14 protein-coding genes and 2 riboswitches are annotated in these 21,365 nt (G+C 38.2%); of the genes, 3 read left to right on the top strand and 11 right to left on the bottom strand.

The genetic code is table 11. The features are described from left to right. Positions 1-54 precede the first annotated feature (54 nt). The 3 genes from H4J46_RS10335 to H4J46_RS10325 form a co-directional block, all read right to left on the bottom strand. Positions 55-1,908, bottom strand: coding sequence for a TonB-dependent receptor domain-containing protein (locus tag H4J46_RS10335; RefSeq protein WP_182233424.1), 1,854 nt, complete (start codon positions 1,906-1,908; stop codon positions 55-57). Positions 1,909-1,963: 55 nt separating this feature from the next. Continuing rightward, positions 1,964-2,138: riboswitch (cobalamin riboswitch) on the bottom strand. 22 nt (positions 2,139-2,160) lie between these two features. Further along, on the bottom strand, positions 2,161-2,325 hold the full coding sequence (locus H4J46_RS10330; RefSeq protein ID WP_182233423.1) for a hypothetical protein: 165 nt from the start codon (positions 2,323-2,325) through the stop codon (positions 2,161-2,163). Positions 2,326-2,577: 252 nt separating this feature from the next. Next, positions 2,578-2,730, bottom strand: a complete 153-nt coding sequence (locus tag H4J46_RS10325; protein ID WP_182233422.1) for a hypothetical protein — start codon at positions 2,728-2,730, stop codon at positions 2,578-2,580. Further along, a riboswitch (cobalamin riboswitch) is annotated at positions 2,718-2,911 on the bottom strand. It overlaps the preceding gene by 13 nt. Before the next feature lie 502 nt (positions 2,912-3,413). Between H4J46_RS10325 and H4J46_RS10320 the strand changes: the two genes are divergently transcribed. Then, positions 3,414-4,226, top strand: coding sequence for a cobalamin-binding protein (locus H4J46_RS10320; RefSeq protein ID WP_259365791.1), 813 nt, complete (start codon positions 3,414-3,416; stop codon positions 4,224-4,226). 1 nt (position 4,227) lies between these two features. Beyond that, entirely contained in the window at positions 4,228-9,876 is a 5,649-nt protein-coding gene (locus tag H4J46_RS10315; RefSeq protein WP_182233421.1) for an ABC transporter substrate-binding protein, read from the top strand. Positions 9,877-10,150: 274 nt separating this feature from the next. Here H4J46_RS10315 and H4J46_RS10310 read toward each other — a convergent pair whose 3' ends face one another. The 3 genes from H4J46_RS10310 to H4J46_RS10300 all read right to left on the bottom strand — a co-directional run bounded on the left by H4J46_RS10310 (position 10,151) and on the right by H4J46_RS10300 (position 13,891). Next, on the bottom strand, positions 10,151-10,879 hold the full coding sequence (locus H4J46_RS10310) for a PEP-CTERM sorting domain-containing protein (RefSeq protein ID WP_182233420.1): 729 nt from the start codon (positions 10,877-10,879) through the stop codon (positions 10,151-10,153). 528 nt (positions 10,880-11,407) lie between these two features. After that, positions 11,408-13,099 (bottom strand): RluA family pseudouridine synthase, encoded by a 1,692-nt coding sequence (locus H4J46_RS10305; RefSeq protein ID WP_182233419.1) that lies wholly within the window; start codon positions 13,097-13,099, stop codon positions 11,408-11,410. Positions 13,100-13,606: 507 nt separating this feature from the next. Then, positions 13,607-13,891: a hypothetical protein gene (locus H4J46_RS10300; RefSeq protein WP_182233418.1), complete on the bottom strand. Its 285-nt coding sequence runs from the start codon at positions 13,889-13,891 to the stop codon at positions 13,607-13,609. A gap of 1,041 nt (positions 13,892-14,932) precedes the next feature. On the opposite strand from H4J46_RS10300, the gene H4J46_RS10295 reads away from it, so the two are divergent. Continuing rightward, positions 14,933-15,646, top strand: a complete 714-nt coding sequence (locus tag H4J46_RS10295) for a GGDEF domain-containing protein (protein WP_182233417.1) — start codon at positions 14,933-14,935, stop codon at positions 15,644-15,646. Positions 15,647-15,893: 247 nt separating this feature from the next. Here the strand turns inward: H4J46_RS10295 and H4J46_RS10290 are convergent, their stop codons facing one another. The 5 genes from H4J46_RS10290 to H4J46_RS10270 form a co-directional block, all read right to left on the bottom strand. Next, positions 15,894-16,145 carry a TIGR03643 family protein gene (locus H4J46_RS10290; RefSeq protein ID WP_182233416.1) on the bottom strand — a complete coding sequence of 84 codons (252 nt, stop codon included), beginning with the start codon at positions 16,143-16,145 and terminating at the stop codon, positions 15,894-15,896. A 421-nt stretch (positions 16,146-16,566) separates the two neighbouring features. Next, positions 16,567-18,117 (bottom strand): cryptochrome/photolyase family protein, encoded by a 1,551-nt coding sequence (locus tag H4J46_RS10285; RefSeq protein ID WP_182233415.1) that lies wholly within the window; start codon positions 18,115-18,117, stop codon positions 16,567-16,569. A gap of 109 nt (positions 18,118-18,226) precedes the next feature. Further along, on the bottom strand, positions 18,227-18,376 hold the full coding sequence (locus H4J46_RS10280) for a DUF2256 domain-containing protein (protein WP_182233414.1): 150 nt from the start codon (positions 18,374-18,376) through the stop codon (positions 18,227-18,229). Positions 18,377-18,379: 3 nt separating this feature from the next. Continuing rightward, positions 18,380-19,918, bottom strand: a complete 1,539-nt coding sequence (locus H4J46_RS10275; protein WP_182233413.1) for a cryptochrome/deoxyribodipyrimidine photo-lyase family protein — start codon at positions 19,916-19,918, stop codon at positions 18,380-18,382. A gap of 6 nt (positions 19,919-19,924) precedes the next feature. After that, the gene (locus tag H4J46_RS10270) at positions 19,925-21,262 is read right to left on the bottom strand and encodes a DASH family cryptochrome (RefSeq protein WP_182233412.1); all 1,338 of its coding nucleotides are present in this window, start codon (positions 21,260-21,262) and stop codon (positions 19,925-19,927) included. Positions 21,263-21,365: the final 103 nt, after the last annotated feature.

Below are 21,365 nucleotides of genomic sequence, written 5' to 3'. Positions count from 1 at the left end.
AAGCACTCTTTCAAAAGCGTTAAGCCATAATAACAGCCAACAGGTCAATACAACTTAGTTATGATAAGTAATACCAAGATAAAGTGCGCGTTCTTGGCTGTTGAAGCCACTTGCCGTTTGATAGGCTTTATCTAATAAATTAGTAATACGAGAAGAGACGCTAACATTGTGAGATACATCGTAGTTCAGCCCTAAATTAATTAATTGATAACTCGCTAAATCAACCTTACCAATGCCGAATACGGCATCTTCTCTTGCACCAACAAATTGATATTCTGCGTAAACGTCTACTGCGCTCACTGTGGTGACAAATTTATAGTTGAATTTTTCTTTCGCGCGACGAATTAACTGCTCATAACTTAAGCGCCCAGTATTATCTGTTGTCGATTGATCTTTGGCATCCGTATAAGAAAGATTAACGTCATGCATACCACCAAAGCCAGCATAGTTGGCTGAGAGTTCAACACCATTAATTTCAACTTTTTTGAAATTTGCTGCCACACCATCTTTTTGACCAATTAGGTCATCAATTTTTGAACGGTATAAGCTAACACTAGTGTTAACTTCAGCAATTTTTGTTTCGAAAAACAACTCTACCGTTTCAGAAAGCTCTGAATCAAGTGTTGGCGTGCCAAAACCTGGGTAGAATAAATCATTATAAGTAGGCACTTTAAAACCAGTACCATAATTAAGTACCACGCGAGTATCTTCATCAACTTTATGACCGACGCCGAAATTATAAGTATTTTCTGAGTTAACATCTTCAACACTGTCGTGTCTTAAGGTCGCTTCAAATGTCCATGCATTTTCAGTATATAAGGTATGGGCGAAAACACCTGTGGTGTCTCTTTCTTCTTTGTCAAAAACTATGCTACTTTTAGAGACATCGTCTTGATAATAATCAACACCAATATTAACTTGCAGATCATCAGAAAGTTGGCTGTTATTAACAATCGAGTATTGATTGCGACGGGTTTCAAAAACCCCTTGTGAAAGGCCATCGCTTAAACTGTCGATACTGTCACGACTTTGCCCAACAGAAAAAACGGTCTTGTTATTTACACCTTTAATACTCGTGGCATAATTGGCACGAACTAACCACGCATGATTTTTAAAGTCAGAGCCATTATAATAACCATCATATTCATTGTCGCCGCTATCACTTGATAACAACCACTCTGCTGAAAAATCTTCTGTAATTTTTTGCTGACCTCTAATTGCTACCGAGGTAAATTCGTAACCATCATCATCAGTTTCAGCGCCTTCTTGAACATCATATCCATCACTTTCTTCTTTGCTGATGGTGATAGTCGTTTGGCCGTCACCATGGCTAATACCTACGCCAGCTTTATATTTTTGATAGTTGTCAGTACCAAAACTAGCACCGGCAAACAACTCTCCCGCGGATAACTGACGAGTAAATATTTGAATAACACCACCAATGGCGTCTGAACCCCACAATGCTGCACGTGGGCCTTGCACGATTTCAATACGCTCGATCATCTCTGGCGAAATGGTATTTAAACTTGTGCCGCCCGATGTGGCAGAACTCACTCGCACGCCATCAATCAGTACTAAGGTATGATCTGAGTTAGTGCCACGCATAAAAATCGAGGCGTTTTGCCCTCTACCGCCATTAGTGGCAATATCAATACTGGGTACTGTAGATAATAAATCTAATAATGAAATTGGGTTAGCTAGCTCGATATCTGCACGTGTAATAACCACTTGGCTAGTCAGCGCGTCGTCAATATTCAAGTGGGTACGGGTTGCCGTTACGGTTAATACTTCAATATCTTTTGCGTTACTTTTGGTACTTGCTGAAGCAACAAAAGCTGTCGACATAGCACTGATAACGGCAAGTGATAATAGTGATTTTTTGAAAAAATTGTTTTGCTTAATGTTCATATGACCTCATTAACGATGCCCTCCGCACCATTGGTATTACCGCGCTTAAGCGCAGTTTAATTATGCAAGTTAAAGTGCTCGGACTAACATGGCCAAGCTTTCTATCAATATATCTTTATATAAATAAAACGCTTAACACTGTGATTACCGTTGCGGGGGCAGTGAAAAAATTTCATTTTCTTCCCTCGAACTTACCATGTAAAACAGTCACTAAAGTGTTCAGTTACTGTCGCTTGTTTAAATTCTTTCGCCTTACTGAGTTGACAGCTTATTACTCGGCGTATCGACACCATGATTAATAATGTTGTAAATTTTATCCATAGCTAAATGCTGCTGGCAGACATCAGCTAATCGCTCAAGTTGTATTTCTCGATGTTGATTAATATCAACTATGGCTTGATGTACTTGGTTATTCATTTGCTTGATGAGTTTACTGGGCGCAATAGCAACACTTTCGCTAGCAACACCTCAATCGTCAGTAAAATTCTTGCTGACAAAGTACTCATCAGTAGAGTGTTACTGGCAAAAAACGTTAAATGAGCAGAGTTGAAGTGTAATTTCTGATCAAGATGATTAGGCGCATAATAAACCTTAACCGTTTTAATTTTTCTGAGTGTTCATTACTAACAGTTTTCATATCAAACATTTCAACACCTAACTAGTAGCAAACTAAACATCAGTTGGCCAATATATGTGATTAACGTCAATAAGGTTTAGTGATATAGCGAGCAAATTCATCTTCACCACTGAGGCGGTATAAATGAAAATAGATAAAATATCCAATGCCCGAGTAACCCGCTCAACGTGGTAACTAATGCTCATAATTCACCTGGTATCCTGACTTACAGCATCTAAATATATCCCTTCCCAAATCACTTTTAGCCAAAAGATTTAGTGGTTAATATATCGCTCTGTTTACAGTTGCGGGTACAGTTGTGGACTTTCACCACATTCCCAGTTTTATTTCATTACGCTTTCAAAACATAAAAAAGTAAAATTGAATATGACATTATTTAATTAATGGCGCGATTATCGACAGCTAGAGCGAAATAGCAAGGTTTATTTTTTATTCACTTGGCTGTTAAGAATATCAATATCCTCACTTTTTTCAAAATAATGTTGCTGTAATATAACCGGGTTCCTAAGCATAAAAGCTAACTTATTAGCTTTATTTCGTCTCCATGGCCGTTAAACTAAACAAATAACAATTTATCGTTCAAGCGTCAACTTAAGCCAACTTTCACCCCATAATGCCGAAAAATATAGCAAACAAGCTTAGCGCATTAAGTACTTAATTATGATGCGATAACATCAAGTGAGCCAATAATAGCCTGTAGGTTAATTAAAAAATCATCATTGTGCCTCTGTTTTTGATAAAGTAAAAAGCACTCAGCCTAATAACAACTAGCTTATGGCGAGACATAGTTCATGATATTACTCGTGACATGCTCATATCAAAACGAATACTAGTAACGAGACTGATAGCGAGTCAACAAGGAAAATACATGATGCCAGTTGCTGAACCTAGATGGCCAGAACGAATTATCTGCTTAACAGAAGAAACCACCGAAGCACTTTATCTGATGGAAGAAGATCATCGCATTATTGGCATTTCAGCTTATACCATGCGCCCTGAACGCGCGCGAAAAGAAAAAACAAAAGTAAGTGCTTACATCACCGCAAGAACAGAAAAAATAGTCTCACTAAAACCAGATTTAGTGCTGGCCTTTTCTGATATGCAAGCCGATATTGTTGCCGATTTAATCAAACAAGGCATACAAGTGCATTGCTTTAATCATCGCAGTGTCAGTGAAATTTTGCAGATGATACGCACCTTATCTGGCTTAATCGGTCAACCAAAAAAAGGCGAAAAATTAGTCAGCGATTTACAAAATAATTTAAGTAAAATTAAACAACAAGCAGCGAAGTTACCTGTACGCCCGAAAGTTTATTTTGAAGAATGGTTTGACCCTATTATCACCGGCATTGGCTGGGTAAGTGAGCTAATAGAAATTGCCGGTGGTATAGACTGTTATCAAGAGTTTTCTGGCCAGTCCTTAGCCAAAAACCGCATTGTGGCTGACCCCAGTGATGTTATTGCCAAACAGCCTGATATCTACATTGCCTCTTGGTGTGGTCGTAAATTTGAGCAAGAAAAAGTTACCTCTAGAGCGGGTTGGCAAGCAATACCTGCGATAAAAAATGGTGACATCTATGAGATAAACTCTACCGATATTTTACAACCCGGACCCGCAGCGTTAACTGACGGGGTTGAACAACTAGCCAACATTATCAAACAATGGGCCGAACGCGCGTAATATGTTAAATTTTTTTACCATTAAAAACAGCTTAATCACCATAGTCTGTACTTTATCTTTCATGTTTAGTGGCCAAGGTTTAGGGCAAGAACTTGATAAAGTTTCTATTCAGCTCAACTGGCTGCATCAGTTTCAATATGCTGGTTATTACGCAGCAAAAGAACAAGGCTTTTATCGAGCACTGGGCTTAGAGGTAGAGTTAAGAGAATTCAAAGGTTCAAGCCCCATTGAAAATTATGTCATCGACGGCAGAGCCGATTATGGCATCAATGACTCAAGTTTAATTGTCGCGAAAAATAATGGTAAACCGGTTGTTATTGTCGCACAAATATTTCAACATTCACCGGCGACTATCGCCACATTAAGATCTTCCCGTATTGCCCGTCCATTTGATCTGCTTGGTAAGCGCATCATGATAGATACAAGATTAAAAAATTTCGCCCCTATTACTGCCATGCTTATGCAAGCAGAACAAGATATGTCAGCCTTTACTTGGCAAGAACAAGGTGACAGATTTTCAGCCTTAATTACCGGTAAAACCGATGCTATTTTAATTTATGATACTAATGAACCGTTTGAATTTGACCAAGCCAATATTGATATATTAACCATTAGTCCAAGAGACTATGGTATTGATTTTTATGGCGACAATCTTTTCACCAGTGAGTCAGAGGTAAAAAACAACCCTCAACGTGTACAAGCAATGCGTCAGGCAACCATTAAAGGTTGGCAATATGCGCTCAATCATAAAGCAGAAATCATTAAATTAATTGCAGAAAAATATAATAGCCAAAACAAGTCTTATCGCCACTTAGCTTTTGAAGCAGACGAAATTAGTAAAATAATTTTAGCTAAATTTATTCCTCTTGGCTCAATCGCCCGCACCCGCATGGAAAAAATAAGTGAGATTTATTATCAACTGGGCATGATAGATAAGCCTTTCATTCCCACTAATCTATTACTAGAAGATGCCTTAAGCAGCTTTGCTCCTAAACAACTTACCATTAATAGCAGCACGTCATTAATTATTGTGATGGTAATAATTTCACTGTTATTAATTTTTTCAACACTGCTGCTACCAAGATTAGTTAGCCAACAGCACCTAGCCTCCTTTATGGCATCAAAAAAATTCCCCTTTATCGTTCATACCGTATCGATATTAAATATTGCCATTATTTTTAGTGTTATTTACTTGTCCTTGCAAGACAATGAAAAAATCAGCCAAGCCAATATCAAAAAAAACCTTGAATTTGTCGTTGAAGCAACAAAAAATAGACTCAATGATTGGCTAAGTGAGCAAGAAAACTTATTAAAAAAAATCGCTAAAGATGAGACATTAGTTAATCTCACTAAAAGCGTACTGTTGCAATTCCCGTTGCACGACACACTCATCACAGTGAAATCACAGCCTAATATTCGCCAATACTTGCGCCAAACGAGTCTTAAAAACCAAGGTTTTTCAGTTATTAATCAAGACTTCATCAACATTAGCGCTGATGATAATGACAGCCTAGGTAAAATTAACCTAATAGCCCAACAACACCCCAATATTATCGCTGCTGTTTTTGCTGGAGAAAGTCGATTTGTACCCTCGATAAACTCTGATATTAAGCACTCACTTAGCCACTCGGTCAATACAATAGATCAATACAATATGTATATGATTACGCCGATCCTCGATGAAAAAAATCAGGTTATTGCGGCATTATCCATTAGCATTGAAGTGAGTGGCCAAATATCTAGTATTATAGCCCAAGGTCGCATTGGCGCCTCAGGCGAAAGCTACTTAGTCAGTCGATTAGGCCAAATGCTCTCAAAAAGTCGCTTTGACGCTGAATTATCATCACTACACTATTTTCAAGAACACAGCAAAAACAAGCAACTGATCACACTTAAAGACCCACAAGTTAATGTCATGCAAAACCCTGATGCGGTGATTAACAGCCAGCAATTACCCTTTACTTTTATGGCAAACCAACTAGTCAATAATGCCCGGTCAGACAACATTAGCTTGATCACAGATCATAAAATTGCCAGCAATGTTTTGGGTTATAACGACTATCGCGGTGTCACCGTTTATGGTGCTTGGTTATGGAATAATCAGTACGGTTTTGGTATTGCAACCGAAATTAATGCAGATGAAGCGATGGGAGGGGTAAGTTCATTGCGTAATGAATTAATGTTAATTGCTGTTATTACCTTACTATTAACCTTAACGTCTAACGTATTTACACTCACGGTTGGCCAACGTTCAACAAAATATATGCGCCACTCGAAAGCAGAATTAGAGCAACTCGTTGCACAACGTACTGCTGAATTACATCAACGCGAGCGTGCGATGTGGCAGTTATATGAACATGCGCCAGTCGCTTATGTGACCTTAAACGCTCAAGGTGAGTTTATTAAACACAATTTTGTCTTCGCACAAATGTTTAAACGCCCAAGAGGTACGTTTTCCTCCTTAAATTGGCAAAACTTTGTTGCACCAGCCCATTACGTGCACCAAATATTTCAGACTAAATCACGGCTTTTAGAGTGTGAAGTTCCAGTCAAAATAAATGACAAAAAAACTATCGACACTATGATGTCTGCCTTGCCAGTTTATGATGACAACAATAAATTAACCGAAGTGCGGTTAACTTTAATCGATGTTACACAAAAAAATGCCGCCAAAGCACAATTTGCCGCCTTAATGGAGTCAGCACCTGACGCCATTTTGATGTTAGATAAACATCGAGAGCACAGCATTGTTAACTCGCAAGTATTAACCATGTTTGGCTACGAAAAAGCTGAACTTATTGGCGAAAAAATTGAGCGATTATTACCAGAAGAAACCAGCTTACATATTTTTCATCACTTATTGCACGAGCCTACCCTAGAGAAAAAGCTCCTCGAGCTAAACGGTCGACGCAAAAACGGTAGTGAATTCTCTGCAGAAGTAACCGTCAGCGCTGTTGATATTCATAATGATCGCTTTATTGTTGCCATTATTCGCGACATCACCGAACGCAAAAAACGTAACGCGGCATTAGTTGAACACCTACTTTTCCAACAAGCACTGGCTGATACTATTCCATACCCCATTTTTGTTAAAGGCCCTGACTTGAAATTTACTAACGTTAACAAAGCCTATGAACAAACCTTTAATGTGAAAAGAGCCGATATTATTGGTAAAACCGTACTAGACCTCGCCTATTTGCCATTAGCAGACCGAAAAGCCTTCCAAACAGAAGACAAGGCAGTTATTGACTCAATGGGCATGGTGCGAAAAGAAATACCACTGGTTTACGCCGATGGCTTAGAACATACCACCATGTATTGGGTAAAAAGCTTTGCCAAAGCTAATGGCTGCACTGGCGGCTTACTAGGTACCTTTGTTGATATCAGTGAACAAAAAATGGCTGAGCAAACGTTGGCTCATGCCAAAGCATTAGCAGAAGAAGCGGTTAAAGCTAAGTCTAATTTCTTAGCTAATATGTCACATGAAATTCGCACACCAATGAACGCTATTATTGGTATGTCGGCGTTAGCATTGAAAACCAATTTAACACCTGAACAAAAAAATCATATCGCCAAGGTCAATCTCGCGGCCGAATCTTTGCTAGGTATCGTTAATGATATTTTAGACTTTTCAAAAATTGAAGCCAATAAACTCGACGTTGAATCTATCCCATTTTGCTTAGATGATATTCTCGATAACCTTAGTATGATGTTAGTCGATAAGCTTAACGAGACACAAACTGAGTTGATTTTTGATGTTGAAAATACCGTCCCCATTAACCTTATTGGTGACCCACTGCGGCTGAGCCAAATATTAACTAACCTTGGCAGTAATGCCGCTAAGTTCACCGAACAAGGGCAAATAAAAATTCACGTTTCATGCCTCAATAAGCGTGACGATAACGTCACCTTAAAATTCTCTATTTGTGACACTGGCATAGGGATAAGTGCACAGCGACAAAAAAAATTATTTCAATCCTTCAGTCAAGCAGATGCCTCAACAACACGAAAATATGGCGGAACTGGTTTAGGATTAGCGATTTGCAAGCGCCTTGTTGAACTATTGGATGGTGAAATATGGTTAGAAAGCGAAGAAAATAAGGGCAGTAAATTTCATTTCACCCTTAGCTACCAAAGCCAGTCGTTAGAAAATATTAAGGCTAAAAAACCAAACTTATCTGCAATTGAAGGTTTAAAAGTTGCCTTAGTAACAGACAATGAAATTTACAAAGCTATTTTACAGCGGATGTTAAAATCATGGGGCTTTATAGTCAAAAATTATAGCTGTGTTGCAGCAGTGCTACCTAAGCTAAAAGGCAAAACCAAGGTTTTTGATGCCTTAATATTCGATCTTATCCATTGCAGTGATAACCAACACTGTAGCGATTTAGGTTTAATTCGATCGGCGAGCATGGGTTTACCCATATTACATATTCTGCCTAACAAACAAAGAATGTCGGAGCTGGCACTCAAAGGGGATGAAAAATATTCCACTCTTTGTAAACCAATAACTTCTTCTAATTTACTCGACAGCCTATTAATAGCTTTAGGTCACGAAAACCTGCCTAGTGTTAAATATAATTTTTCTGTTCATGATGCCCCCTTGGCAATACATACCCTACAGGGTGCAAAAATATTACTGGTTGAAGATAATGAAATAAATCAAGAGTTAGCGACTGAGTTATTAACTCATCATGGTATTGAAGTGGTGGTCTCCAATAACGGACAACAAGCCATAGAGCGTCTTAATATTGAACACTTTGACGGTGTGTTAATGGACTGCCAAATGCCGATTAAAGACGGCTACACCACCACTGGCGAACTGCGCCAAGATCCTCGTTTTATCGATTTACCTATTATAGCGATGACCGCTAATGTGATGGCAGGCGATCGTCAAAAGGCCTTAGACTCTGGCATGAATGAACATATTGGCAAACCCATCAATACTGATGAGTTATTTGTCAAATTGGCACAGTGGGTAACACCTAGCAAGCCAAGTAAACTCAATACTCTAGATAAAATAAAGCATAAAAAAAATGATAGAGCTCTGTCATTAGCTGACAAAAATCAGCAAATTACTATTCCTGAACTCGACGGTATCGACATAAAAGCAGGCTTAGCAATAGCGCAAAATAATCAGGCACTGTATTTGCGCTTACTGCTTAAATTTAAAGCTAACCATGTCAATGCCATCACACCAATAAGCACGGCATTTAGCAACCATGATTTTGCTCACATAGAATTACTGGCACATACCTTAAAAGGTGTCGCTGGCAATATTGGCGCGACACCACTTTACGAACTTTGCCAACAGTTAGAAAACAACGCTGTCCAGCGTGATATAAAACCACGACTTTTAACACAGTGCCAAAATGAACTTAGTCGTATTAAAATTGCACTAGCCAGACTAGAGCATCAAGAGCCTACTGATATAAATTTCAATATGTCAGCCTGTAAAGCACTTATGGCTCAACTCATTATTGATGTAGAACACTGTGATGTAGCAGCTATTGATAGCATTCATACCTTGCTAGCAATGACCCAACAGCAAAGCTATCATCAAGCACTAAAAGACATTATGGCAAAAATTGAGATTTATGAATTTGACGATGCGGCAGAACTGCTAAAGGACATTAATATTTCTTCATAAACTGACAAACTAATAAACCAACAACACAGCAGACATAACTCATTGAATTTTAATTGACATTAGTAAATTGTTGGGCGAAAGTCGGAGTGAAAATCCATCTACTAATGAATAATTCAATCCGAACAGTTACCCGGAGAAATAAATGATGGTTCGAAAATTAAGACTTAAACAGCATGGTATCAAGAGCAATTAGCCTAGTTCAGTGGCTTAAATATAAGCTCTATCCAACGCATCGAACAAGGCCAAAAAGCAGGTTTGGAATCACTAATTATTTTTAGCTATTAAGTTTACGTTTTCGAAACGCAAATAAAAGCGCTAAGCCAGCTAACAATAGGCTTTTAGGCTCAGGAACGGCTTGTGGACTTTCAGCAAAGCCAAAACTATCTGCGATAAAAAAATATTCTTCGGAATCATTATCAGCTAAAAAAAAATTAAAATTGACTTGAAAAGAGTCGCTTTCACTAAAGTTTCCAGGCCCTTTAATAAGACTGTCCAATTCGATAAAGTCTTCAAAAACCATGTCGCCAAAACTATCTTCAATAAAAAAACCAGCAGTAGCATAGGCTTCTTCGTCACTGCTAGTAGTAAAAATTTCTGCAAACCAAGTGATATCAAAAAGCACATTGACAGAAACATCTGAGCCCGTATTATTATCAAACAATAAATATCCCCCTGTTACCCAGTAACTCTGAACAAACCCTCCCATACCGTTTACTTGGCCATCAGCCGCAGCGCTGATTATACCAAGCTCATCAGAACCAAGGATAACGGGGCCAAAATCATCGCTACCACTTGCGTCTCCAGATGCACTGCCGTCGACAAACACTTGACTAGCAAAAAATTCTGTTTCAAATTCATTGACAGAAAATGTAGATGAGACTTCAACATCAACGCCAGTATCAAAACTGGTTATAATCGCGCCCTGACTTTGAGCACAAAGTAAACTGAGACTCGATAAGACTAAGCCAAGTCCAAATTTTTTCACTAATATTTTTTTTAACATTTTAAGTTCCCTCTTAGTTATATACTTAGTTATTTACTTAATTATATAATTCCATCGTGGACATACTTAAGCATTAAAATACGCTACTTAAATTAATGTAGGTCAGGCTTTGCCAATGCACAAGCCAAAGCTGGTGCGGTAAAACTTATTGCAAGTGAATTAGTTATTTTTGCTGCTTGCACTAAATTTTAATCGCCATTTTATATACTGCTTTAGCAGCCGCACTGAATGAAGTTTTAGCTCATAAATTTGGCTTATAAAAATTTGGGAAGAGTTCTGACGAAATTTAGCGCAGAGCTTGGGCTTTATCTTAAGTATACAAAATATACCTGATACCTGTTATTTAATAGCTCTCATGAGCGAGCTATTAAGATGAATTCTAACTTGAGCCAATTCAGCTTAACCGGTTAACAGCCATACGATTTAACCTAATAGAGCCAAATCCTATGACTTAGCTGTTATTGATTTATAGGCTAATTGGCTTTTATTCGTCAGTGATCAAACCCAAAGTTTATGCAGAATTTTTCACTAAAAATCAGCCGCGACTTCAAACACTAGCTTAGTCTCATTAATGGGATGACAGAACGACAAATACTCGGCATGTAAATGTAAGCGATTTGCTTTTAAACCATAATGATCATCGCCAATAATGGGCATATTTAGGCCCATTTCATGGGCACAATGCACTCTAAGTTGATGCGTTCGCCCAGTTTTAGGGAACAAGTGCAGTCGTGTGGTGTTATTTTTTCGCTCAATTACTCGCCAAGTGGTTAGCGCGTGTTTGCCGTGTTGATAACAGACCATTTGCCGTGGTTTATCATCAAAATCTAAAGTCAGTGGCAAGTCAATACTGCCACTTTCTGCCACAATATTTCCATCAACCAAAGCGACATAGCGTTTTTCTATGGTGCGTTCAATAAACTGTTTTTGCAGCGCTTTATGGGCTACTTTATTGAGAGCAATAATTAACAGACCCGAGGTCGACATATCTAAACGATGGACAATAATTGGCCCGGAGGCCTGTGGGAATTGGTTTTTAATGCGTGAATAAACTGAGTCTTCAATATTTCTACCTGGCACTGACAAAAATTCGGCCGGTTTATTAACCACCAACATATCTGCGTCTTGATAAACAATCGCTAGCTCTTTACCCAGTGCAGGGTTGATCAACAGCGGATTATCATCGACCTGCAAACCTTGCAGCATATGGGTCAAAATGGGCTGACATTTACTGTAACAAGACGGATAATAATTTTTGTGTTGTCTAATAGCCGATTTTGGCGCAGCGCCCCACCAAAACTCAGCCATAGCGAGTGGTTTTAAGTTATGTTGATAAGCATATTGTAATAGTTTAGGCGCAGCGCAATCACCCGCGCCAGCCGGTGGAGTATGATCAGGTAGTTCAGCAAAAATGGCGTTTAAGTCTTTAACCTCGCCCTTAGCATTAAGAAATTGGTACTGAGCAAAAAGTTTTTTCTGTAAATTTTTCGAGCGTGATTTTCTCAGTTTTTTTAACTTGGCAATTTCACTGGTAATACTCGCTAGTGCTTGCTGCAATAAGTCGAGTTGGTCTTGCCAAGATTGCTTTAGCGCTTGCAGTTGCTTTTTTTCTTGAATACTTTGCCCCGCTAAATTTGCTTTTAACTGTTCAAAGTCATGATCCGCGAGACGATCAATAGCTTCGCTGCGTTGTTGTTTTCTTTGCAGACGACTCGCTACCATTAAACTTTGCTGCGCGATTAACTCTTGCTGATAACTTGCTGTCGCCGCACTAAGTTGGTTATTAATAACACTCAGCGGCTCGCAATGCGCTAACTGCTCAATTTCAGCATTAATATTATTGATAATACGATTTTCTGCCAAAAAGGCAGCGTCTTGCAATTGCATATTAGACACTGCAGGCACAAAGTTAATATCCGCCGTGTTGTCCTCAAGTTGCCCAGAATAAGCACTTAAAAAGCCTAACTCTTGCTGGTTTTTTTGCACAACCAACACACCAAACATTTTTCCAGCATTGGTTTTTTTTGATGCAACTGGCGCATTTAATACTGTTTCCTCCAGCCATTGAGGCAGTATTGCAAGTTGTTGCTGTAACTGCTCAACGGCTTTAACCGCTAACGGTTGTGGTTGGTAATAAAATGGGAAAGTAAACTTTTCTGGCAGCGTTATAGAGTCAACAGCTTGGGAGAATAACGTAAAGCAAGGGGCAAGATTTGTCATGGCAATATAATGATGAAATGTTCAATAAGGCAATTAGTCAAGATAATAACATAATCAGCGTAATCTTGATAAATTGATGTTAACTACCATGCAGCGCATGCTTAAGCTAGATATGCTATAGCCTAGCCAGCATTTATAGCAATAAATGTTGGCTAAATCACTACCGACGCCGCCATAAAAAATTAACCTGTGGCAAAGAATTTTTTAAGTAAAAGCCTAAACACTAAAAACTGCTATTTTAACGGCTATCGCAGCAATTAACTTGCAACAGATAGGTTTAACCTAAAGTGCTAAAACTCTTGCCATTACACACAGCAAACTGTTTTGATGATAGTGGTTATGTGGGTTTCATTGTTTTGTCTATAAGCTGCCTGCAGCGCTGATATATGCTAATTTGTGCTGCTGTAACTTAGCTATAAATGAGCTTTAACCAATTACTGAGCGCTAAGTATGAGTAGTACTTTTAGCAATATCATCCTAGCGAACAGTTGGCATAATTGACTGCTGTTATTTAATTTTTGCCACACCCGCAACTTCTATAACCGTTTTTGCCTCTGCCCGTTCAATAACTTTTACTATAGTCGTTTGAATAGTTTCGTCTTTTCTAATGTCACTTTTGCTAGAAAAACGTTCTTCCTGAGTATCAGCACCGGCTTCTAACATAAAACTAACCACCACTTGTGTCGCACAATCTTCAGCTTCGCCAAAATATGCCAAGGTAATTTGAGGATAGCCCTGAAAACCTGCCTTAACTTTTTTTGCTATACGTTTTGTTGATTTATCTAAATTCATAATATCTATCCAGAAAAAATATGGCGCCATTAATGGGCTAATTGTGTTAACTAAAATATGCAGCGAAATGAAAATAAGCTAGCAGTTAACCCGTTCGCTTAAGTTATTTGCTAGTTTGCATTACTTTTCAGCCATTGACTAATAGAGTTTGTAATATAGTTAATTGATGTTTATCGCCAACTCGTTTTGACCAAAAATTAAAATTCACGCCAATAGTTTTTTACCTGCCTTATTTCTGTGTATTTTTAAGTTACTATTCCAAACAGATTTACCCGCGAAAAAAGACAGCAAGGAGAGTTAAATACGAATACGCGGGTCTACTGAATAATTAAATAAGTCATTGCTAAAATGGCTAAGCTGTTAATAATAAGTTAACTACTAGCCTGACTCAGTATTAGCATTCATTAAGGTTTAAAAATACTTAACACTGTGTAGATAATACTTGGCCATTTTAGAAAAATAGTTTTATTATGCTATTAAATTGCACCCTCACAATAAAAGTGTTACAAATTGTAACAGGTTTAAAACAGTATAGTTATAGTGTTTTTTATTTTCAAATATTTGAAGTGATTACATAGCCGATTTTTCACAATAAACAAAAAACTATGCATTATAGATATGGATTAAAGTTTATATTATATGAATACATCAGTTCCAAGTAATAATAAGCAGGCTGATAATAGAGAGAAGTTCTCCCATTTTTTGATGTCGCAATGCTTAAACGTTAGGCGCGGGGCTTTAATCGCTGGATTGCTCTTATACCTAGCATTTTCGATTATGGATGTAGTTAAATTCCCCAGTGAAATATACCTATTAACACTAACATTTAGGCTAGTTTTAGTGATACTGCCCTTATTGTATTTAAATTTCATTTATTGGTTCACACCCCCAATAACGATACGTTCAAACATATTATTAATATTGTTTATCTACTTGGCTGTGGGCTTAAATCACACCTTCATCTATTATCTTTCTGACATAAATGGTTTCTCATTTCCTCAGCTTGGTTTAGTACTCATTATAATGTTTGGCTGCTTACTTATGGTTCTGCCAATCAAACCTGCAGCCATAGTCACTGTAATTATTCTCTGCGTATTTACAACGGTAAATATTCACTTAAACCACCCATTAAACGACTTAATATTCATGCTGATAATTCTTATTGTTGTTGCAAGTATTTGTCTTATCGTTAATATAACTGGCCAAAAAACACTCTATCAAAATTATTTATTAATCAATCGCCTTTACAAAGAGTCGACAACAGACGGATTAACAAAACTCAACAACAGAAGATCATTTCAAGAACAAATAGTAAGATTAAATGCCATTGCCGTGCGTGATGATGTGGCCCTAGGTTTAATTTTTATTGATGCAGATTATTTTAAAATAATTAACGACTCTTGCGGACATAGCATGGGTGATGAGGTTTTAAAAAAGCTAGCTAGCGTCATAAAAGACAAATGTCGTCGCACTGAAGACATTGGCTTTCGAATAGGTGGCGATGAATTTGCAATTATTCTCTATGGTGTAAATAGAGCAAAACTTGAAGAAACGTGTTTAGAAATAGTTAAGAGTGTGGCAAATTTCAACTTAAATAATAATGGCAAAATTCTTAAAACGTCAGTCTCTGTCGGAGCGGCGTTAAAAACTAAAAGTACTAAAGCTTCCAGTGATAAACTGGTTAAAATAGCTGACGAATATTTATATAAAGCAAAAGCAAATGGCAAAAACAAACACTGTTTAAAAACTATTTAACAACTGTTTCATAGTCGTTACTGATCCTTATTGTTGAGTGTTTAACGCTTAAAATACAGGTAATTTAATGCTGATCAGCAAAACAAGCACAGCGGTTAGCGTTTTAATGTTCTAATGTTTTAGGGCTTAATGAATAACTTTTGGGTCACTAGATAACCTATCATAGTAACCTAGGAATTTACTTACCTAGGCAAAGTAAAGTCGTCATTAAGCTATACTAGTATCGTTAAGTCTTAGTTTTTTTGCATCAACGCTGCTTGTATTGTGTTGGGCAGTAACCTCTGGATACATCGTCACTTCTAAGTTGCAGGTGTTTTGTCGCACGACCACCCACCCTTTTACGCCATAACCTAAAGCTTTTTGGCTTTAAATGACTACGCATAAATTTAATCACTTCGGGCTCTCGTAAGTTGAACTGATGCTCTATCGCTTCAAAGGGAGTTCGGTCTTCCCAAGCCATTTCTATAATTCTTGATTCTTCATCCATCAAAAATGCCATAAAAGCTATCCTAACATTGGTCAATAAGTTTCCTAGCTATACGGATAACAAATAAGAAAAGACCAATTCGCCGTTATTTATTTTGCCAGCTTTAAGTTGGAATAAAACCTAAGCGATACTGGTTGCAACTGTTTTTGCACTCACTCATATAAATTCACTAATATAAATTCACTAATATAAATTCACTAATATACACTTAAGAAAATTTATAACTCTAGTGTTAACCCATTACTTTCAAAATTAAAATAAATCAATATGATAGGTAAAAAACAATAAAAGTATGGAGTGAAAATAAACATTAATCACCCACTTAAGGGTTAACAGGCTGAAATGTGAACTACAAAAAATCGCCAAACGGTGTTTAGAAAAAGCGTTAAAGTTACCCTACAACTACCTTCAAAAACACCGCTACTGAGTACATCTATAACTTGTCTAAATTATTTAATAACTCGGCCGCTTTTTCTCTAATGGCAATTTTTTGCGTCGGTTCGACTTTATCCCAATTACGGATAGGGAAGCTCATGCGATGGTTTGTGGCAAACTTGTCATAGTTTTGGTCGATAAAGTTCCAATATAAACTATTTAACGGACAAGCATTTGAGCTGACTTTTTCTTTCACTTTATAATGACAGTTTTTACAGTAGTCACTCATTTTATTCACATAGTTACCGCTTGCCGCATAAGGTTTTGTGGCTATCCAACCACCATCAGCAAAAAGCGCCATGCTGCGAGTATTCGGTAGTTCTACCCATTCAATCGCGTCTATGTAGATGCCTAAATACCAATCATCAACTTGGCTAGGTGCTATACCGGCTAACAAAGCAAAATTCCCTGTGATCATTAAGCGTTGAATATGGTGGGCATAAGCATGCTCCAATGATTGTGATATCGCGCTTTTTAGACACTGCATTTTAGTGTCAGCATTCCAGAAAAAATCAGGTAAGTTGCGCTTAGCGGCTAAAAAATTTTGCTCTGCGTAGTTCGGCATATTCACCCAATACATACCTCGAACATATTCTCGCCAGCCTAGAATTTGCCTAACAAAACCTTCAATTTGTGCCAATGTAATCTTACCCTCAGAGTCTTGATAAGCGATAAGCGCGGTTTCGATTACCTCCATTGGGTTGAGCATTTTACAGTTAAGTGAAAAGCTCAACCGCGAGTGATATAAACTCCAAGCATAGGGTGAGGCTACGGTCATTGCATCCTGAAAATTGCCAAAATTAGCCAGTTGATGTTGACAAAAATAATCCAGTAACACTAACGATTGTTGCCGATTAATGGGGTAAGCAACATTGGTAGACTCATGCCCTATAGTATTAATGTTATGCTGTTTTATACGCTGTAAGTACTCATCTGCTGAGTTATCAAATACCAATGGTTTGGGAATAAGTTTGAGATCAGCCTGCTTAAATGATTGACGATTATTAGCGTCAAAATTCCATGCACCACCTACCGGTTTTAAGCCCGACATCAAAATAGAAAAACGCTTACGCATCAAGCGATAAAAGTTCTCCATTCTTACGTGCGTTGCCGCTTTAAAATGACTAGGTAACTCGTCAAAGGGCAGTAAAAAATGTTCACTGTCGACTTCAACCACAGGTAAAGTTAACTGCGCTGACATGCCAGCTAATTGTGTTCGTAAACGATATTCGTCAGGCCGTTGAAAGGTAAAACTCTGACAAGCATAACGTGCAACTAACGCTTTTATTAGCTGAGGAAGATCTTGATATTCTGCACTGTCATCTAAGGTGAGGTAACAAACCCGATGGCCTTTACTTTCAAGGTTTTGAGCAAAATTAGCCATAGCAGCAAAAAATGCGCTTATTTTTTGCACATGGTGCTTAGTATAGTTTGCCTCTTGGTGAAGCTCAGCGATGACATAAACAACGTCAGCGTCGATATGTTCAAACCAAGTGTGCATAGGGTTGAGCTGATCACCCAATATAAGCCTGAGATGTTTTGCCTTCATGAGTTTACCTTACCTTTATTTGAACCCTGAGTAGAGCTAAGCTTTAGCGCTTTGTTTATTTTAAGCTTGAGTTTAGCTATTTTTTTTGACTCTCGATTGAGCTATCAAATTAACTATCAATCGTGTTTTTATTGCGCCGACATCGCTCTGAGCAATACAACACGTGAGCCCAATTGGCTTGCCATTTTTTACGCCATAAAAAATCTTTTTTACAAGTGAGACAATTTTTATGGGCTAACAATAATTTTTTATGTGTCATTGATCATATTAACTTTACTAATGGTTTAGCCTTACTTGCTTTCGTCGGTTTTTTAGTTGTTCTAACATGCTTTGCTATAATGCGCTGACCTTCTTTTTTACTGTCAAATCGTTTTCTAAAACCCCAGAGTAAATCGCGAGCAATCTTCCCTGTTTCCTTGATATCAACCATAGGTAGAGGATAAGTCTCGCCTAATTGACATTGATAAAGCTGTTGCTCCATTGCCGATAATTCCCAAGGGGTATGAATAATTTCATTTGGCAACTCTGATAATTGTGGCAACCATGTTCTAATAAATAAGCCATCTTTATCTTTTTCCAATGACTGTTTCACTGGATTATAAACCCGAATGATATTAGTGCCGGTTACCCCTGACTGCATTTGAAATTGTGGATAGTGAATACCTGGTTCAAAATCGAGAAATAATTTCGCTAAATACCTTACACCTAAACGCCAGTCTAGCAGTAAATGATGGCATAGAAAGCTGACTAACATGGCGCGCATGCGAAAGTTGATATAACCGGTTTTTATTAAACAAAGCATGCAAGCATCAACTAGCGGATAGCCTGTTTGCGCCGTCTTCCATTTATTTAATCGAGTTTCAACACTCAAACCACAGTGAAGGTCAGGATAGCTAAAATCACTGTAAGCTCGATTTACCGGACGCCACTGCATTTGATGTTCGCTTTCAAATTTTTGTATAAAATGACAATGCCAATGCAGACGAGATGCCAGTGCATCTATCGGTCGTTTCCAACCGCTTTGTGGCCTTTTCGTTAAAATGGTTTGATAGAACTGCCTTAAGCTTATATTGCCCCAAGCTAAATAAGGCGATAACCGTGAACAACTTTTACGACTTGCCTGCGGTTTAGATATGTCAAAATGATAGTTTTTACCTCGGCCATTCAAAAATGATTGCAACATTTTTTGCGCCCAAAATTCACCACCTTTTAACATGAACTCGTCAGCTGTTGACCACGACACAGGTAAAATAAACTCAGGTAACTGCTCTAAAGATTGTTTACTTACCAGTGTGTTACAAGATAACGCTGGCTGAAATAATTCAGCTTTCATGATCTTACGCCAATCTTTGTCCCAGCTATTTCTATTCTTTTTACCTCGACTTACCGCTCCTGATACACTTTCATGCCAGACGATTTTTTTTGCTTTACACCATTTTTTAACCGCTTTGTCGCGCTCAAAAGTAGACAACAAGCCGACTTCTTCATGACTAAATAAACCGGTAATGTTAAAGCGTTGCTGAATTTCATTAAGACCGGCAACCGCATCACCCAAATAAACATAAACCTGAGCATTAAAAGCGCTGAGCTGAGCGTTAATATCTTCAATTGATTGCCAAATAAAACGCCAATGTCGTTCGTCGTAATGAGGGTCTGCTATTAATAAAGGTTCAAAAACGTAATACAGCAGTGTTAAACCTGACTGAATTGATTCAGTCAGCGGCTGATGGTCGCTAAGTCGCAGGTCACGCTTTAACCAAACAATATTGACAGCATTATCTGCCACGATATTAGTTGTCATTCTAGTTTACTGAAGCACCGGCCAATCTGAAGCATCTACAGAGTCTAGTGGTTGAGTGCTTTGCTGACTTTGATCTATCCATTTAGCTTGGTAATCACCATTAGGGTCATAAAGTTTAGTTTGCTTCTCAATATTGAAATGTCTGCCACCTCTAGGGTCAACACCTACGCCGGCGATGTATTGCCAATTACCCCAATTAACTGCAGCGTCATAATCAATTAACTGCTCTTCAAACCAGGCGGCACCGTAGCGCCAATCAACACTGAGTTCATTCACTAAGCAACTTGCCACAATTTGACGTCCTCGGTTACTTAAATAGCCGGTTTGTCTTAGCTCATGCATAAAGGCATTAACCAAGGGATAAGGGGTATTGCCTAAGCACCATTTATTAAAGCGCTCAGGATAGAATGTTGTTAGGGGTGGGTTTTTAGCCAGGCCTTTAAACTGGTAGGTTTTAGCGCCAACTTTATAATGTACCCATTGATAGTACTCTCGCCACAGTAATTCTAAATACAGGCACTCGGTTGAACTATTTTTACCCTGCTGCTGTTCAAAATCAGTAAGGTAATTCATCACTTGACGCACAGAAATACAGCCAGAATTTAACCACGGCGATAGCTTGCTGCTATTTTCCCAACCGTCTAAATTATTTCTGACTTGCTTATACTCTGCCGGCGAATTTGATGAAAAATATTGCCTAAGATGCTTTAATCCCTGTTCTTCCCCTCCTTCAAACTCAAAGCCCTGCTTGGCCTTTATAGCACTCACACTAGGAAGCCATTCAGGCTTAAAGCGAGTTGGCGCCGGTAGGGTGTCAAACATACTAGGCAGAGATTGTACGCTTGGCACTGGCTTGGAAATACTGACTTCAGCCATTTTTTTGCGAAATTTAGAATAACTCACCGGCAATTCATCTAGCTCAAAAGGCAAAGCGTTTTTGGTAAATAAAGTAAATTGATCTACCTGATTAATGGTCAACTCAGGCAGGCGCTCATTAAGCTGAGTAATAAGCCTGTTTTCATAAGTGCCGGGTAATTTCGTGGTGATTACATCAGTAATTTGATAGTTTTCACAGAGCCTTGTTAAGGTCGATAAGGTATCGCCATAAACAATATACAGCTCTTGCCCAAGCTTTAATAAGCTCTCGTTAAAATCATCTAAACAGCCTTGTAAAAATTCCCACCTGATATCACCTAACGGTTTTGACTGGAAATTATTTCCCTCAAAACATTGTTTATCAACAACATATACACAAAGCAGATGCTCACTTTTACTGGCTAAGTTAAGCGCGGCGTTGTCATTGATGCGAAGATCTTTATTCAGCCAGTATAAGGTACGTTTCATGGATATAATTCAATTAGTTAAAAAAAATTATACGCGTAAAGCTCGCACTTAGATCAAAATAATTCAGTTATCGCCGGCTTTAACTTACCGCCATTGAATTAAG

The sequence above is a fragment of the Colwellia sp. MB02u-6 genome, assembly GCF_014077095.1.
Taxonomy (GTDB): Bacteria; Pseudomonadota; Gammaproteobacteria; order Enterobacterales; family Alteromonadaceae; genus Cognaticolwellia.
The sequence above is the reverse complement of the archived record's forward strand: the minus strand, read 5'-3'. Positions and strand labels throughout refer to the sequence as shown.

Coding starts and splice junctions, on each gene's coding strand:
- H4J46_RS10275 (WP_182233413.1), bottom strand. CDS start 19,918: ATGACAACTAATATCGTGGCAGATAATGCTGTCAATATTGTTTGGTTA.
- H4J46_RS10285 (WP_182233415.1), bottom strand. CDS start 18,117: ATGAAGGCAAAACATCTCAGGCTTATATTGGGTGATCAGCTCAACCCT.
- H4J46_RS10320 (WP_259365791.1), top strand. CDS start 3,414: ATGATGCCAGTTGCTGAACCTAGATGGCCAGAACGAATTATCTGCTTA.
- H4J46_RS10295 (WP_182233417.1), top strand. CDS start 14,933: ATGGTTCTGCCAATCAAACCTGCAGCCATAGTCACTGTAATTATTCTC.
- H4J46_RS10305 (WP_182233419.1), bottom strand. CDS start 13,099: ATGACAAATCTTGCCCCTTGCTTTACGTTATTCTCCCAAGCTGTTGAC.
- H4J46_RS10330 (WP_182233423.1), bottom strand. CDS start 2,325: ATGAATAACCAAGTACATCAAGCCATAGTTGATATTAATCAACATCGA.
- H4J46_RS10310 (WP_182233420.1), bottom strand. CDS start 10,879: ATGTTAAAAAAAATATTAGTGAAAAAATTTGGACTTGGCTTAGTCTTA.
- H4J46_RS10280 (WP_182233414.1), bottom strand. CDS start 18,376: ATGACACATAAAAAATTATTGTTAGCCCATAAAAATTGTCTCACTTGT.
- H4J46_RS10270 (WP_182233412.1), bottom strand. CDS start 21,262: ATGAAACGTACCTTATACTGGCTGAATAAAGATCTTCGCATCAATGAC.
- H4J46_RS10315 (WP_182233421.1), top strand. CDS start 4,228: ATGTTAAATTTTTTTACCATTAAAAACAGCTTAATCACCATAGTCTGT.
- H4J46_RS10290 (WP_182233416.1), bottom strand. CDS start 16,145: ATGGCATTTTTGATGGATGAAGAATCAAGAATTATAGAAATGGCTTGG.
- H4J46_RS10300 (WP_182233418.1), bottom strand. CDS start 13,891: ATGAATTTAGATAAATCAACAAAACGTATAGCAAAAAAAGTTAAGGCA.
- H4J46_RS10325 (WP_182233422.1), bottom strand. CDS start 2,730: ATGAGCATTAGTTACCACGTTGAGCGGGTTACTCGGGCATTGGATATT.
- H4J46_RS10335 (WP_182233424.1), bottom strand. CDS start 1,908: ATGAACATTAAGCAAAACAATTTTTTCAAAAAATCACTATTATCACTT.